This window comes from Chryseobacterium koreense CCUG 49689, assembly GCF_001045435.1.
Lineage (GTDB): Bacteria > Bacteroidota > Bacteroidia > Flavobacteriales > Weeksellaceae > Kaistella > Kaistella koreensis.
This window is the reverse complement of the sequence record NZ_LFNG01000003.1, coordinates 82,099-96,848: the sequence shown is the minus strand read 5'-3', so window position 1 is coordinate 96,848 and position 14,750 is coordinate 82,099. Positions and strand designations below refer to the sequence as shown.

Annotated in this window: 14 protein-coding genes; 1 reads left to right on the top strand and 13 read right to left on the bottom strand. The window is 41.3% G+C overall.

What is annotated here, in order from left to right; all coding sequences use genetic code 11:
- Positions 1-33: 33 nt before the first annotated feature.
- From ACM44_RS02370 to ACM44_RS02310, 13 genes are all read right to left on the bottom strand, one after another.
- Positions 34-978 (bottom strand): fibronectin type III domain-containing protein, encoded by a 945-nt coding sequence (locus tag ACM44_RS02370; RefSeq protein ID WP_048498505.1) that lies wholly within the window; start codon positions 976-978, stop codon positions 34-36.
- An 88-nt stretch (positions 979-1,066) separates the two neighbouring features.
- Entirely contained in the window at positions 1,067-1,324 is a 258-nt protein-coding gene (rpmA, locus tag ACM44_RS02365; RefSeq protein ID WP_048498504.1) for a 50S ribosomal protein L27, read from the bottom strand.
- 26 nt (positions 1,325-1,350) lie between these two features.
- The gene (gene rplU, locus ACM44_RS02360; RefSeq protein ID WP_048498503.1) at positions 1,351-1,776 is read right to left on the bottom strand and encodes a 50S ribosomal protein L21; all 426 of its coding nucleotides are present in this window, start codon (positions 1,774-1,776) and stop codon (positions 1,351-1,353) included.
- Positions 1,777-1,917: 141 nt separating this feature from the next.
- Entirely contained in the window at positions 1,918-3,366 is a 1,449-nt protein-coding gene (gene pyk / locus ACM44_RS02355) for a pyruvate kinase (RefSeq protein WP_048498502.1), read from the bottom strand.
- Positions 3,359-3,832: an IPExxxVDY family protein gene (locus ACM44_RS02350; protein WP_083993626.1), complete on the bottom strand. Its 474-nt coding sequence runs from the start codon at positions 3,830-3,832 to the stop codon at positions 3,359-3,361. Before ACM44_RS02350 ends, pyk begins: the two co-directional genes overlap by 8 nt.
- Positions 3,807-4,571, bottom strand: a complete 765-nt coding sequence (gene rnc / locus ACM44_RS02345) for a ribonuclease III (protein ID WP_048498500.1) — start codon at positions 4,569-4,571, stop codon at positions 3,807-3,809. Before rnc ends, ACM44_RS02350 begins: the two co-directional genes overlap by 26 nt.
- A gap of 12 nt (positions 4,572-4,583) precedes the next feature.
- Positions 4,584-5,828 carry a beta-ketoacyl-ACP synthase II gene (gene fabF / locus ACM44_RS02340; RefSeq protein WP_048498499.1) on the bottom strand — a complete coding sequence of 415 codons (1,245 nt, stop codon included), beginning with the start codon at positions 5,826-5,828 and terminating at the stop codon, positions 4,584-4,586.
- Positions 5,829-5,854: 26 nt separating this feature from the next.
- Complete coding sequence (locus ACM44_RS02335) at positions 5,855-6,094, bottom strand: acyl carrier protein (protein WP_002976354.1); 240 nt, start codon at positions 6,092-6,094, stop codon at positions 5,855-5,857.
- Between the two features lie 279 nt (positions 6,095-6,373).
- On the bottom strand, positions 6,374-8,077 hold the full coding sequence (locus ACM44_RS02330) for a GEVED domain-containing protein (protein ID WP_083993625.1): 1,704 nt from the start codon (positions 8,075-8,077) through the stop codon (positions 6,374-6,376).
- 325 nt (positions 8,078-8,402) lie between these two features.
- Entirely contained in the window at positions 8,403-9,314 is a 912-nt protein-coding gene (hutG, locus tag ACM44_RS02325; RefSeq protein WP_048498497.1) for a formimidoylglutamase, read from the bottom strand.
- A gap of 75 nt (positions 9,315-9,389) precedes the next feature.
- Positions 9,390-10,322 (bottom strand): 1,2-phenylacetyl-CoA epoxidase subunit PaaA, encoded by a 933-nt coding sequence (paaA, locus tag ACM44_RS02320; RefSeq protein WP_048498496.1) that lies wholly within the window; start codon positions 10,320-10,322, stop codon positions 9,390-9,392.
- Positions 10,323-10,355: 33 nt separating this feature from the next.
- Complete coding sequence (locus ACM44_RS02315) at positions 10,356-10,658, bottom strand: hypothetical protein (RefSeq protein ID WP_241477129.1); 303 nt, start codon at positions 10,656-10,658, stop codon at positions 10,356-10,358.
- Positions 10,659-10,712: 54 nt separating this feature from the next.
- Positions 10,713-11,801: an FAD-binding oxidoreductase gene (locus ACM44_RS02310; RefSeq protein ID WP_048498495.1), complete on the bottom strand. Its 1,089-nt coding sequence runs from the start codon at positions 11,799-11,801 to the stop codon at positions 10,713-10,715.
- Positions 11,802-12,109: 308 nt separating this feature from the next.
- Here ACM44_RS02310 and clpB point away from each other — a divergent pair, with 308 nt between their 5' ends.
- Positions 12,110-14,713 (top strand): ATP-dependent chaperone ClpB, encoded by a 2,604-nt coding sequence (clpB, locus tag ACM44_RS02305; RefSeq protein WP_048498494.1) that lies wholly within the window; start codon positions 12,110-12,112, stop codon positions 14,711-14,713.
- The last annotated feature ends 37 nt before the right edge of the window (positions 14,714-14,750 follow it).

Sequence of the window (14,750 nt, the reverse complement as noted above, 5' to 3'; positions counted from 1 at the left end):
CTTTTCGATTGGGAATTCTATTTCTTGCAATTCTTAGAAAATAAACGGACCGGCCCACGCACTGCTTCCGGTACTTCCGCTGCAGTTGGATCTCACGTAGAATCCTTTCCACAGGCAATACATATTCGAAATCGCAATGGAGGTGTTCGAGGTGGTAAATTCCTGCCCACCTGGAGGATCATTCACATTCTGGATCAGAGAGACCGTGTAACTTTGAGGCGACCCGTAACTGCTCCAGGAAAAACCTCTGGTTGCTCCCATTCCCACATTGCACTGTCCTGAAATCACATAACTGTTGAGGTTGAAAGGTTTCGGACAAGTTGGTACCGCGTTGTAGCTGTATTTCTTAAAAGCTGTTGGATCTCCCGCGCTGCAAAATGTGCGCACATAGAAATCATAAGTCTGGTTTTGTGGCAGGTTATTAAAATACAGATTGTTCGCGTAATTTTCACCTTTTATTCGTGTTCCTGAACCTAAGGCGAAGCCGGCAGGACCAAATTCCACTTCGTGGTAATAAAAACTTCCGCCGGAATAACCGACCTGAAGAATAATCTGGTTAGGATCATACTGATAAAACTCTGCGGAAACAGTTCCGTTACAGCTGCTTTGCTGCGTAGTTACACTCGTAAGTTTGTATGGCTCACTGTTTTCCGTACTGCTGCAAATTCCGGTGATATAGAAATCGTAAGTGGTGGAAGGAAGCAAATCCGTAATTTCCGCATAAGTATTGGAAGTGGTTATTTTTTTCCCGCTCCCTTGTGCAAATCCCGTCAATCCATATTCGATTTTGAAAGAATTAGCATTGTTTCCTGAAACATAATTTAAGGTAACGCTGCTTGGCGAGGTTTGAAAAATAACCGACGATACTTTTCCACATTTGTTTTCGGGTGTGGCAGCGGATCCTCCTTCATCTCTGGAACAGCCCATCAATGCGATAACTGAGAATAGAATGCCTAAAAAAGTTGATTTAAAATTCATATATTTTTTTATTTTTTGCGGGGGTAAAAATAAATAAAAAATCCCGACTGCAATGCAATCAGGATTAATTCTTATGAAACGCTCAAAATTATGCGTTGGGCTCTACAGATACGAAAGATCTGTTGTTTGCTTTCTTGGTGAAAATTACTTTTCCGTCAACCAATGCATGCAAAGTGTGATCTTTACCCATTCCCACGTTTTCACCTGGGTGGTGCTGAGTACCTCTTTGTCTCACGATGATATTTCCAGCAATAGCTGATTGTCCACCGAAAATCTTCACTCCTAATCTTTTAGAATGAGATTCTCTACCGTTTTTGGAACTACCAACTCCTTTCTTATGTGCCATTTTATTTTAAGGTTTTTTGGTTTAGATTATTCAGCGGTTTCGCTGTCCGATTTTTTCGTTGTTTTTTTTGCTACAGGAGCGTCTTCTGAAGCTGCTGCTTTTTTAGCTTTCGGTGCTGCTTTCTTTTCTTCTTTCTTATTATCGAAACCAGTGATTCCGGTAATTTGAATTTGAGTTAAAGATTGACGGTGACCGTTTTTCTTTTCGTAACCTTTTCTTCTTTTCTTTTTGAAGACGATTACTTTATCCGCTTTCACGTGGTCAAGGATTTCAGCATCTACAGTGATACCTTTTACAGCCGGGGCGCCGATTGTTGTAGTACCGTTCACAGTAAGAAGAACTTTGTCAAAAGAAACTTTCGCTCCTTTGTCTCCTTTCAAACGGTTTACAAACAATTTTTGGTCTTGTTCAACTTTGTATTGAAGCCCTGCTATTTCTACAATTGCAAACATTGTCTATAAATTTTGTTAGTTAATTCGAGGTGCAAAAGTACAAAATTTTTCTGAAACACAAACAGTTGGAATGAAATTTTTGACAGATCCATGCCAACTTATTTACAATTCCAAAAGAAGCCAAGTACGATTGGGAACAAATCAAATGGTGGTCAACCTCAAAGTATTGGTTTTTCCGCTTTCGTTTGCCGGCATCGCGTTCAGGTTGATCACGAAATCGCCATATTCCACATATCCGTATTGGAGCGTCAATTTATTTACCTCAACAATCGTTTCATCAGTGGATTTTTTGGAGGTGTAATAATACGCTCTTACTCCCCAAAGAAGGTTTAGCATGGTAATCACCCGCTTGTTCGAACTATAGATGATGATGTTGGAATTCGGGCGGTGTGCCGAAATTTGAAACGCCGTGTATCCCGAATAAGTCAGCGTGACGATTGCTTCCACATTGGTGGTTTTTGCAATCCGCACTGCGGCAAGACAGATCCTGTTCGTGATGAATCGCTCATCGATACAGTTGAACTCCCGTTCAATAGGAGTGTTTTCATTTTGGTAAAAATGCGTCTGCTCGATGTTTTTCACAATCTTCGCCATATTTTTCACCACATCCACGGGATATTTCCCCACAGAAGTTTCGCCGGAAAGCATCACCGCATCTGCACCATCTAGAACGGAATTCGCCACGTCATTTACCTCAGCTCTTGTAGGCGTCAAACTGTTAATCATCGTTTCCATCATTTGAGTTGCGATGATGACAGGTTTTGCAAATTTTCTGGCTTTTTCTACCAGGTTTTTCTGGATGGCGGGAACTTCCTCCATCGGAACTTCCACACCCAAATCTCCACGTGCAACCATTAAACCGTCACATTCCTGCAATATTTGCTCGATATTTTTGACGCCTTCAGGTTTTTCGATTTTAGCAATAATGGGTGTTCTGAACTTTTTCCCTTTCGGGTGTTTCGCAATGAGTTCTTTTAGATCAATGATATCTTGCGCATGCCGAACAAAAGAAAGCGCGATCCAGTCCAACTCCAAATCAAGGATGAAATTCGCATCTTCGATGTCTTTTTCCGTCAAAGCTGGAAGTGAAACATTCGTATTGGGAAGATTAACACCCTTTTTTGAACTCAGCGGTCCACCTTGAATGGTTTTTGCTTTTACGGTATCCTTTTCGTTGGTCTCGATAACTTCCAGAACCAGTTTCCCATCATCGATCAGGATTCTTTCGCCCACTTTCACATCCTGAGGGAATTGCTGATAGGTCATATAGACTCTTTTGGAATCGCCTTCGATTTTTTCATTCGTGAAGGTTAGAACATCTCCGGGATTCAGGTAGGATCCTTCCTTCACCATGCCTACTCTTAATTTGGGACCTTGCAAATCGCCGAGAATACTGGTCGAGCGACCAAGTTCTTTGTTGATTTCACGTATGGTTTCCACATTTTTACGAACCAAGTCGTAATCTGCATGGGAAAAATTTATTCTAAAAACATCTACACCTGCATTAATGAGGTCGATCATGGTCTCCTTGTCTGAAGAAGCCGGACCCAATGTGGCGATGATTTTTGTTTTTTTGAGGTATTTATTCATAATATTGAATGAGCTGATAAAACTCTTCTTCTGGGCTTAACTGAAAGCACTGGGTTTTGAACGTTAAATGTTCCGGCAGCAAAATTAATGAAAAATCGTCAAACGGCTCGGAAGTCCAGATGATATAATCCACATCCGGATATTGTTCCAGCAAATATTTGGTGTCGGTTTCTGCTGAAAACAATTCCATTGAAGTTTTTTTTTGGAAACTTCGGGAGGATTTATTTGCGATAAAATGCAGGCATATTTTGGAATCACAGTGAAATGCCTGAAACCGCGGAAATTCATAATCAAAATAATATCCTTGAAAGATTAAATCTGTAATCCGTGAAAACTGAAAAGAGTTCAGCGCATTGACATGGTAGAAAAACTCGAAATCCGGAACCTGTTTTGCAAGCCGCACCAATCCTAATGTGATTTCTTCATCTTCACATTCAATGTCAAGTAATAGCTTTGGGGATTTCAAGGATATTTTCTTTTTTATTTAAGATGTAAAAGGCACGCTGTGCTGCTTTTTCTTCGGCCTTTTTCTTAGATGTTTCTGTGGCGTTTGTGATTCTTTCCTCTTCCAGCCAAACATGGCACCTGAAGACCAGATTCTTGTTGGGTTGCACTTCCTCGCAGGTTTCGTATCTGATGATGGTTTTCTTTTTTTGGCTCCATTCCAACAGCAGACCTTTGTAGCTCACAATTTTCTTTTCAAGCTTATTGATGGAACTTGGTGTTAAAAGCCGGTCTAGAACCACACTTCTGCACATGTCGTAATCCAGGTCCAAATATACTGCACCGATCAACGCCTCAAAAAGATTTCCGGCGATGTTTTCACTAAGCGCGCATGGATGGTCATTCTGAATAAATTTGGGAAGGCCGAGTTCTTCACCCAGTTTATTGAGGTTTTTCCGGTTCACAATCTTGGATTTCATCTGGGTGAGAAATCCCTCATTTTCGTTTGGATAAATGGTGAACAGATGACTTGCGATGATTGCCCCCAAAACAGAGTCGCCCAAAAATTCGAGTCTTTCGTAATTTTTGTTTTTTTTGTTTTTCGATGAAGTTTTTAAGGAAAATGCTTCCCGGTAAAGATTGATGTTCTGAACGGCGACACCGGTTATTTTACTGATTTCGTTGCTAAGATTGTAATCTTTTTCCGATAGTGTCTTTTTTCTTTGGGTCAGGAATCTAGAAAAGTACTTCTTTAACTCCATGTAATTTGGGTCTTAAATTTTTGTAAAAAGTACGCAGGCATTATGTCCGCCAAAACCGAACGTGTTGCTCATTGCAATATTTACATCTTTCTTCACAGCGTGATTAAAGGTGAAATTCAACCTGCTGTCAATTCTTTCATCATCGGTGAAATGGTTGATGGTAGGAGGAACGATTTTGTGAAGAATCGTATTCAATGCCGCGATTGCTTCTATTACTCCCGCCGCTCCCAATAAATGCCCGGTCATGGATTTGGTGGAATTGATCTGAATGTCGAAAGCGTGTTCCCCCAATAATTTGGAAATTGCGTTGGATTCTGCAATATCACCCAATGGCGTAGAAGTACCGTGCATATTGATATGATCTACTTCATTGGCTGTTATGTTTGCATCTTCCAGACAATTCTTCATTACCAGATATGCTCCCAAACCTTCGGGGTGTGGCGCAGTCATGTGATAAGCATCTGCACTCATTCCGCCGCCTTTCAGCTCGGCATAGATCGTGGCGCCGCGTTTTACCGCATGTTCATATTCTTCCAAAATAATGCAGCCCGCTCCTTCACCAAGCACGAATCCGTCTCGGTCTTTATCAAAAGGTCTGGATGCCGTTTTCGGACTGTCGTTTCTGGTGGAAAGTGCCATCATTGCATTAAAGCCGCCCACTCCACTTGCGGTGACCGCCGCTTCGGAACCACCGCAAACAATCACGTCTGCTTTTCCGAGCTGAATCAGCATTTTGGAATCGATAATGGCGTTTGCCGATGAAGCACAGGCAGAAACGGTGGTGTAATTTGGACCATGGAAACCGTATTCAATCGAGATATGACCCGGTGTGATATCGGCGATCATTTTCGGAATGAAGAATGGGTTGAAACGCGGGATATCCGTATTTGCCCAACCCAAAACTTCGGTCTCGAAGGTTTCCAAACCACCAATTCCGGAACCCCAGATGACACCGACCCTGTTCTTGTCTACTTGGCCTTCCATAATTCTGGAATGTTGCACCGCTTCACGTGCGGCAACAAGTCCGAACTGGGTGTTTCGGTCCATTTTCTTCGCCTCTTTCTTGTCGAAATGATTTAAGGGGTCGAATCCTTTCACTTCGCAGGCAAATTTGGTTTTGAAGTTGGAGGCATCAAAAAGAGTAATCGGAGCCGCTCCGCTCTCACCTTTCACAAGGTTTTCCCAGTATTCATTCGCATTGTTTCCAATGGGCGTGATGGCGCCAAAACCGGTTACAACTACTCTTTTTAATTCCATAAATTTTTGCTTCTGTTGATAGAATATTATTTGTTCACTACTTCTTCGATGTAAGCAATAGCGTGCCCTACAGTAGTAATTTTTTCTGCTTGGTCATCTGGAATCTGGATATTGAATTCTTTTTCAAACTCCATGATTAATTCTACAGTATCCAACGAATCAGCTCCTAAATCATTAGTGAAGCTAGCTTCTGGAGTTACTTCTGTTTCCTCAACGTCGAGTTTATCAGCAATGATAGCTTTTACTCTTGATGCAATGTCTGACATAATATTTATTTTTAATTATTTGTTAATTGGTGCAAATATATAAAATTCTTTATGATTTGAACTTTTTTTGATCACAATTGGATAATTTTCCAGATGGCAAATCTACAAAATATCGCATAAAATAACCCTATTTTAAATGATGAACTAAGTTACGATTTTTTCAGATAAAATCTCACAGATGCAAAAAAATTAAGAAAAATCGTTCTTGCCTCTAGAACTAGTTCACAAAAAAAAATGACCCGAAAAATTTCGGGCCATATTTACTTCTTAGGTTTACTCTTATTGTTTCACTACTTTGAAAGATTCATTTCTTCCTCCTTCCAAGATCGTGCTCACAATATAAACTCCAGGAGCCAATCTGCTCATGTCGATTTTTCCGTCAACCAATTGAGTTGAAACCGGCATTTTTTGACCAGCTACGTTATAAACGTGTACCATCTCCACTTTTTGTTTAGAGTCGATATTCAGATATCCCTTCACTGGGTTCGGATAATAATTGAATCCTGATTTAGCGATATCGCTAACTGCTAAAGGACTGCAAACCAAATTGAAAACCAGATTGTTGGTACCTGTAGTCCAAACTCCGGAAGTACTGGTATTTGAAAAAGCATCTAATGAACCAAGGGTTCCTCCAGTTCTTGCTTCCCAAGCAACTGCATCGGTAGTTACTTCAATCCAATATTTGGTATTGGCGCTGAAATCTACAGGTGTATTGAACATTACTTTGTATTTGATAAATTCATATCCGAAGTTGGTTCCTGTCACTGTACTTTCAGTAATAGTACCGGTACGGGTGAATAATTGTGCTCCTGGCAATCCTGCATTGTCACTATAGAAAGTGAAACTAAATGTAGTTGCCGTTCCTACCACAGTTGGTTCCAAACCGTAAACCGTAACATTGCTCGCCGCAACCGGAACGTCAATTGCTAATTTTTGAGAAGTTGATCCCCCGAAGAACAATCCATTTTCCAGGTTGTTTGAAAGCACTTTGAAATCAGCACAGTTTGTTGGAGGGGTTCCGCACATCACAGCTCTGGTGTGGCTAGTGTTCGCAAAATCGCAATTACTGCTTAAGTGCGTGTAAAATCTCACTATCCTAGAGGTAGATGGAGTATAAACAACCGGTCCAGTTCCTGCTGCCAAAGTAGTAGTTCCCGCTTCATCACTGATGGTGATGAAATGTGAAGCCACAGACGATGAGAAAGTATAGGCCACTCCACCCGTCAAGCTCACTTTTGAGTATTCACCAGTCCAGCCAAGGGTGGTAACATTTTCAGTAGTTCCATTACATGCCGGAGTAAACGTGGCTGAAGGATACTGCCCATTTGGTGAGGTTAGACAGCCAGTTGCAGGAACAGTTAAAGTGTAATCTTCAACTTCACCGAACTGTATATCAAGACATGGATCGGAAGGCGCAGGATTTCCAGATCCTGTTGCGATCACCATTACTCTCATTTTGTAGGAACCAGCAGCAGTCCCTGCAGGGATTGTAATATTCCCGGTCAAAGCACCACCTGTTCCTATTCCTCCACCTAGTCCCATATCTCCATTGTTTCCTGATGTTCCTAGAGGTCCTACATTATTCGAAAGCCTTTCACTATCTTCAAAAATTTGGTTGTTGTTAAGGTCTACCCAAACAGAAACTCTCTCGAACCAACCACTTCCAACCGTCACAGACATCGGCATTGCCGTTCCCGGAGTCACATTAGTAGCCATTGCTGAAAAGTCGTTGTAACCATTTGTACCACAAGTAGTGGTATTGTTGATTGTTCCGAAAGTAACATTCGTCATCACGTCTCCATCCGTACAATCAAGCGCAGTCGGAATACAATAAGCATTTGGGGCATAAGAAGTACCACCAAGTGATGCTGCAACCTTTGATGATTTTTGCTTAAGAGGATGGATTGAATTTTTGGCCGCTGACTGGCCAAAGCCTAAAAATGGTAGCGCTACCATCATTAGAAAAGGTAATTTTGTCTTCATAAAAAATTAATTTGGTTAATAAAATATTGAACTCCCTAAAATACAAATATTTCGGATATGGCAAAATCAAATCCGCAACTTTCGTGCTGGGAAAGGTAAATATCTATATTTTTAAACTACATTTAACTTCGTATTCATCAAGGTTTCCATCATTTATTCGAATAATTACATTTTTGATAAAAAATTATTATTCATCACATAAAACGGAAATAATTGGGCAAAAATCCACAAAATTGAAATGATGAATTTATCCAAAAACAGCGTGCTGGACGGTAAATACAAGTTGAATGAAAAAAAATATGAGGAAAAATAGGCTTTTCTGAGCCTACATCAAAAACCATTCATTCACCAAAGAAGCCGCCAATCTCGCGGTCCTTTCCTGAATGTCAAAAGTGGGATTTACTTCTGCCACATCCATCGCCACCAATTTCTGGGACTTCAAGATATGTTTGTAGAAATGCATAAAAGTGGAATCGGCAAAAATCCCGTTGTAAGCCAGTGCAGAGACCCCCGGCGAAATAGCGGCATTGAGCACATCCATGCAAATGGTCAGGTAAAGCACGTCCACTTTTTCCGAAAGCAAATCGATGTGTTCATATACATAAGGAAGCCGGTCGAAAAAAAGTTCGTCTGCTAATATATATTTCATCCCGAACTGGTGCGCGGTATCAAATAGCTTCAGCGTATTGGAGTTCCTCTGAATCCCAATATGGAGCGAGTGGATTTCTTGTTCCTGAGCGATCTGCCAAAATCCGGTCCCGGAACTTCCCAAACCGTTTTCCGGTTCGCGGTTGTCAAAATGCGCATCTATATTGATGATTCCGATCTTTTTATCTGGAAATGCTTTTCGAATTCCAGAATAGTGTGCAAAGGTAACTTCGTGACCACCTCCCAAAACGATAGATTTTGCATTTTGGGCTAAAACCTCGCCCACTTTTTCAGCCAATTCGTTTTGTGATTTTTCCAGATCGCCGTCTTCACAGTAAACGTTTCCAAAATCTTTTAAAACAAATTCCGGATTCGTAACCGGAAAATTGGACATGTTTTTTCGGATGATATCCGGAGCATCTTTTGCACCTACCCTCCCTTTATTCCTTCGCACGCCTTCATCGACGGCAAATCCATGCAAAACGAAATCTTTCGGTGAGATCGCATGATAATTGCTTTCCAAAGAAACTTTCTGGAAAATCCTTTGAGCCAGGATGTCTGTTCCGTCATTGCGGCCGTTCCAAATCATAAGGGATTCAAGTTACAAGTTGCGAGTTCTAAGTTCAAGGATTTGCGAAAGTTACTAATTATTAAACATTCTTTCTTAATTATCATTTGCTTTCGCAAACGCTATCGCCGCTTCTTTCACCCACGAATGTTCTTCCTGCGCTTTCCGTTTTGTTTCCAAACGTTTTTTATTGCAGGGACCATTTCCTTTTAGTACTTCCATGAATTCGTCCCAAGGCAAATCTCCAAAATCATAGTGCCCTCGCTCCTCATTCCATTTTAATTGTTCATCTGGAATTTTCAAGCCGAGAAATTCAGCCTGCGGAACGGTCACATCTACAAATCTTTGCCTTAATGAATCATTGCTTTCCCTTTTTACCCGATAGTTCATGGATTTTTGGGAATTTGGGGAGTGGTCGTCATTGGGTCCAAACATCATCAAAGCCGGCCACCAAAAACGATTCAAAGCTTCCTGCGCCAAATCTTTCTGTTCTTTGGTTCCTCTGCAAAGCGTCATCAGAATTTCATATCCTTGTCTTTGATGGAAAGATTCCTCCTTGCAAATCCTCACCATGGCTCTGGAATAAGGACCGTAAGAATTTCCCATCAACATGACCTGATTCATGATCGCAGCTCCATCAACCAACCAACCGATCGCACCGATATCCGCCCAGGAAAGTGCGGGATAATTGAAAATGCTGGAGTATTTTGCCTTTCCGGAAAGCATATCGTTATAGGTGGAATCCCGATCTGCGGTGATTTCACCATTCCCCAATGTTTCGGTGGCGGCATAAAGATAAAGTCCATGTCCTGCTTCATCCTGGATTTTTGCCAAAAGTGCCATTTTTCTCCTCAAAGAGGGCGCTCTGGAAATCCAGTTCGCTTCCGGAAGCATTCCAACCACTTCGGAATGGGCATGCTGAGAAATCTGACGGACCAATAATTTTCGGTAATCATCGGGCATCATGTCTTTCGGCTCGACTTTGTTTTCAGCCTGTACGTATTCAATAAACTTTTCTAAATGTTCCATCTTATCGAGGGTTGTTTCTATATTTTTTAGATTTTATAGCTTCTGATCGCTTAATTCGTCTTTTGTATAAATCCCGATTTGTCCATTGCTGAACTCACCTGCCACGAAATTCACTTTTTTCTCCGGAGTTTGGATTTCGTATTCATTAAAAAAATAAACATGTCCTTCAAACGGATCGCGAACTTCAATTTTGCGGTCACTGCAATGCCAGTAGTGGTTCCAGATATTCAATCCTTCCAGCCGGTATTCTTTGTCTTCCTCGATGAGCGAGGCAAATTTCCAATTCGCCATAGGTTGCGTTGCTTTTAGTTTTATTTTCTTTAAACGTAATTTCATAATACCTTATTTAAGAAAACCAAAAATGTCAAACAGGCAAAATAGGTTTCCCGGTTAAACGTCGTAATTCAGCATCACCACATTTGTAGTCGGGTGACACTGACAGGTAAGTACATATCCTTTTGCAACCTCATCATCGGTGAGCGCAAAATTCTTCTCCATGAAAACCTCACCTTCCAGCACTTGCGCTTTGCAGGTGCAGCAAACGCCACCTTTGCAAGCAAACGGAACAGGGAGTTTTTCTTTGATCGCTTGGTCTAAGATACTGTTTTTCTTTGAATTCAAATGAAACGAGTACTCATCATCGTCTATAATAACCGTCACCATACTTTCCAGGTTCGGTATCGCTTTGAACTCGTCACTCATTTCGGCATTTTCTTCATCATCCGGAGCGGCGTAATATTCATACATAATCTGAAGTGACGGCACTTTCTTGTCGTTTTTCAGGTAATCCGAAATACCTTTGATCATTTCCGTGGGACCACAGATAAAATACGTGGCGCCCTGGATCGGAATTTCTTCAAACCTCGCAAATAAAAGCTCCAGTTTCCCGGCGGTGATTCTGCCTTCGAAAAGTTCGTCTTCAAAGTGTTTTTCGCGGGACAAGATGTAAACCACTTTCAGTCTTCCATTAAACTTTTCAGCAAGTTCATCGATTTCCTTTCTGAAAATAATTTGGTCAAAACTCTTATTGCTGAAGAAAAGATACGCCTTGCTTTTGGGTTCCAGATAAAGCGCTTCCTTCAAGTTGGAAAGCACCGGCGAAATCCCGCTTCCTGCAGCAAGTCCCACATAAGTTTTCTCGTTGGACGGATGGTAGTTCGTATAGAAATGTCCCATTGGCGCCATTACTTCAATGAAGTCTCCTGCTTTCAGCTCATTATTCAGGTAGGTAGAAACTTTTCCACCATCCAGGTGTTTTACCAGAATTTCCAGTTCAGCGTTTCCCTCCGTTGGAGCATTGACGATCGAATAGGATCTTCGTAAATCCTCATCACCAAAGACAAATCTTAAATTTAAATATTGCCCCTGTTTGAATGAAAATTCATTTTTGAGGTTTGGTGGGATTTCAAACGCAATATTGATAGAATCGTTCGTTTCTTTCCGAACTTTGATAGCTTTTAATGGATAAAAATGATGCATGTTGTTTTTGGTCAGTCAATCTTAAAATGATTGTTAACAAAGATAATATTTTTTTAGGTTACAGAAAATCCTTGTTTTCAAACAACTGCTTCAAAGCATGTTTTCGGAAATTTTGTCTTGTGAAATCTATGAAATATTTACTAAATCGGAAATTTTGACCGGATTCAACCTCAAATCCGAAATAGAATAATCTTTGTGTTAATGTTTTCAGAATTAAGAAATGATTGATAGGAACATTAAGAATTCATCTGTAAATTTGTGTGGGTTCTTATTGTTTTTTTCTAAACTAAAAAATTACCACAACATATATGAACTTAAACCAATTCACCGTAAAATCGCAGGAAGCCATTCAAAAAGCGCAGCAAATCGCAATGGAATTCGGCAACCAAAGTATTGAACCACAGCATTTGCTTGAAGGCATTTTTCAGGCAGATGACAGTATTTCGGAATTTCTGATGAAAAAATCAGAAGCAGAGGTAAATCTGATAAGAGAACGAAACCGGGAAAGCCTGGATAAACTCCCAAAAGTAGAAGGCGGCAATATTTATTTGTCGCAATCCGCCAACAAAGTGCTGCTTGACGCACCAAATATCGCCAAAAAAATGGGCGATGAATTTGTGACCATCGAACATCTTTGGTTATCTCTTTTTGAGGTGAACTCGGAAGTCTCCCAAATGCTGAAAAATATGGGAGTCACCAAAAAAGGATTGGAAACCGCCATCAAAGAACTGAGAAAAGGCTCGAAAGCAACTTCCGCAAGTTCCGAAGAAACTTACCAAAGCCTTAACAAATATGCAAAAAACTTCAACGAACTCGCTGCTGAAGGAAAACTGGATCCGGTCATCGGCCGCGATGAAGAAATCCGAAGAGTGCTGCAGATTCTTTCCAGACGAACCAAAAACAACCCGATTCTGATTGGTGAACCGGGAGTCGGCAAAACCGCAATCGCAGAGGGAATCGCACACCGAATTATTTCCGGCGACATCCCAGAAAACCTGATGGACAAAACCTTGTATTCACTCGACATGGGAGCATTGATTGCCGGAGCAAAATACAAAGGCGAATTCGAAGAACGATTAAAATCAGTGATCAACGAGGTCATCAAATCAGACGGCCAGATCATCCTTTTCATCGATGAGATCCACACATTGGTGGGTGCAGGCGGCGGCGAAGGTGCTATGGACGCGGCAAACATCTTGAAACCCGCTTTGGCAAGAGGTGAACTCCGAGCAATTGGAGCCACAACTTTAAACGAATATCAAAAATATTTCGAAAAAGACAAAGCGCTGGAAAGACGGTTCCAAAAAGTGATGGTGGAAGAACCCGATATGGAAAGTGCGATTTCTATCCTTCGTGGAATTAAAGATAAGTATGAATCTCACCACAAAGTCAGGATCAAAGATGAGGCGATTATTGCCGCCGTGGAAATGTCTCAAAGATATATTTCGGACCGATTTCTCCCAGACAAAGCCATCGACTTAATCGATGAAGCGTCTGCAAAATTGAGAATGGAAATCAACTCGAAACCTGAAGAACTGGATGTTCTGGACCGAAAACTGATGCAGATGGAGATTGAGTTGGCCGCCATTTCTAGGGAAGGAAATGACTTGAAAGTGCAGCACTTGAAAGAAGACATCGCGAAGGTTTCCGAGCAAAGGAATGAAATTAACGCAAAATGGCTTAAAGAAAAACAAAAATCCGAAGACTTAACGGCTATTAAAAAAGATATTGAAGCCTTAAAACTGGAAGCAGAAAGGGCTTCACGAGCAGGCGATTATGCAAAAGTAGCCGAAATACAGTACGGAAAAATCAAAGAAAAAGAAGCCGATCTGGAAAAACTGGAACTGGAAATGCAGAACCACCAAAATGAACTCATCAAAGAAGAGGTCACCGCGGAAAATATTTCAGAAGTCATTTCAAAATGGACCGGAATCCCAGTCACCAAACTCATCCAGAGCGAAAGAGAAAAACTCCTGCATCTGGAAGACGAACTCCACAAAAGAGTCGTGGGACAAGACGAGGCAATCACTTCGGTGGCAGATGCGATCCGAAGAAACAGGGCTGGTTTGAATGACGAAAAGAGACCGATCGGAAGCTTCCTTTTCTTGGGTACCACCGGCGTAGGAAAAACCGAGTTGGCGAAAGCGCTTGCAGAATTTTTGTTCGATGACGAGAACAACATGACCCGAATCGACATGAGCGAATACCAAGAAAGACATTCCGTTTCGCGATTGGTGGGCGCTCCTCCGGGATATATTGGCTATGAAGAAGGCGGTCAACTGACCGAAGCCGTGAGAAGAAGACCATATTCAGTGGTGCTTTTAGATGAAATTGAAAAAGCTCATCCAGATGTTTTCAACACTTTATTACAAGTTTTGGACGACGGAAGACTTACCGACAATAAAGGCAGGGTGGTGAATTTCAAAAATTCCATCATTATCATGACTTCCAACCTTGGCTCTCTCTTAATCCAGGAAAATTTTGATGAGGCCGCTCGTGATAAGGATGACAATGTTCCCGCAAACGTCATTGAAAAGACAAAAGAAGAGGTATTCGGATTGCTGAAACAGACTTTGCGTCCGGAATTCGTGAACAGGATTGACGAAACCGTTTTATTCCAGCCTTTAAACAAAAAAGAAATTGGCAAGATTGTGCATTACCAGCTGAACAGCTTTAATAAAATGCTCGAGAAGCGTGGAATCTATATGACGGCGACAGAAGATGCCATTGATTATATCACAGAGAAAGGCTATGATCCAAGTTTCGGAGCGAGACCGCTGAAGAGAGTATTGCAGCAGGAAGTTTTGAACAAACTTTCAAAAGAAATCCTGGCAGGAAAAGTGAACGATGGCGACCGCATCATCCTGGATTATTTTGACGAGAGCGGTTTGGTTTTCAGACCCACGGAATAAATAATAACTTATAATAACAAAAGCGGCCGGAAATTTC

Bases quoted from the DNA above. Each gene is read 5' to 3' on its own strand.
- ACM44_RS02335 (WP_002976354.1), bottom strand. From the start codon at position 6,094: ATGTCAGACATTGCATCAAGAGTAAAAGCTATCATTGCTGATAAACTC.
- clpB (WP_048498494.1), top strand. From the start codon at position 12,110: ATGAACTTAAACCAATTCACCGTAAAATCGCAGGAAGCCATTCAAAAA.
- ACM44_RS02330 (WP_083993625.1), bottom strand. From the start codon at position 8,077: ATGAAGACAAAATTACCTTTTCTAATGATGGTAGCGCTACCATTTTTA.
- rnc (WP_048498500.1), bottom strand. From the start codon at position 4,571: ATGGAGTTAAAGAAGTACTTTTCTAGATTCCTGACCCAAAGAAAAAAG.
- hutG (WP_048498497.1), bottom strand. From the start codon at position 9,314: ATGATTTGGAACGGCCGCAATGACGGAACAGACATCCTGGCTCAAAGG.
- rpmA (WP_048498504.1), bottom strand. From the start codon at position 1,324: ATGGCACATAAGAAAGGAGTTGGTAGTTCCAAAAACGGTAGAGAATCT.
- rplU (WP_048498503.1), bottom strand. From the start codon at position 1,776: ATGTTTGCAATTGTAGAAATAGCAGGGCTTCAATACAAAGTTGAACAA.
- ACM44_RS02370 (WP_048498505.1), bottom strand. From the start codon at position 978: ATGAATTTTAAATCAACTTTTTTAGGCATTCTATTCTCAGTTATCGCA.
- ACM44_RS02315 (WP_241477129.1), bottom strand. From the start codon at position 10,658: ATGAAATTACGTTTAAAGAAAATAAAACTAAAAGCAACGCAACCTATG.
- ACM44_RS02310 (WP_048498495.1), bottom strand. From the start codon at position 11,801: ATGCATCATTTTTATCCATTAAAAGCTATCAAAGTTCGGAAAGAAACG.
- fabF (WP_048498499.1), bottom strand. From the start codon at position 5,828: ATGGAATTAAAAAGAGTAGTTGTAACCGGTTTTGGCGCCATCACGCCC.
- pyk (WP_048498502.1), bottom strand. From the start codon at position 3,366: ATGAATAAATACCTCAAAAAAACAAAAATCATCGCCACATTGGGTCCG.
- paaA (WP_048498496.1), bottom strand. From the start codon at position 10,322: ATGGAACATTTAGAAAAGTTTATTGAATACGTACAGGCTGAAAACAAA.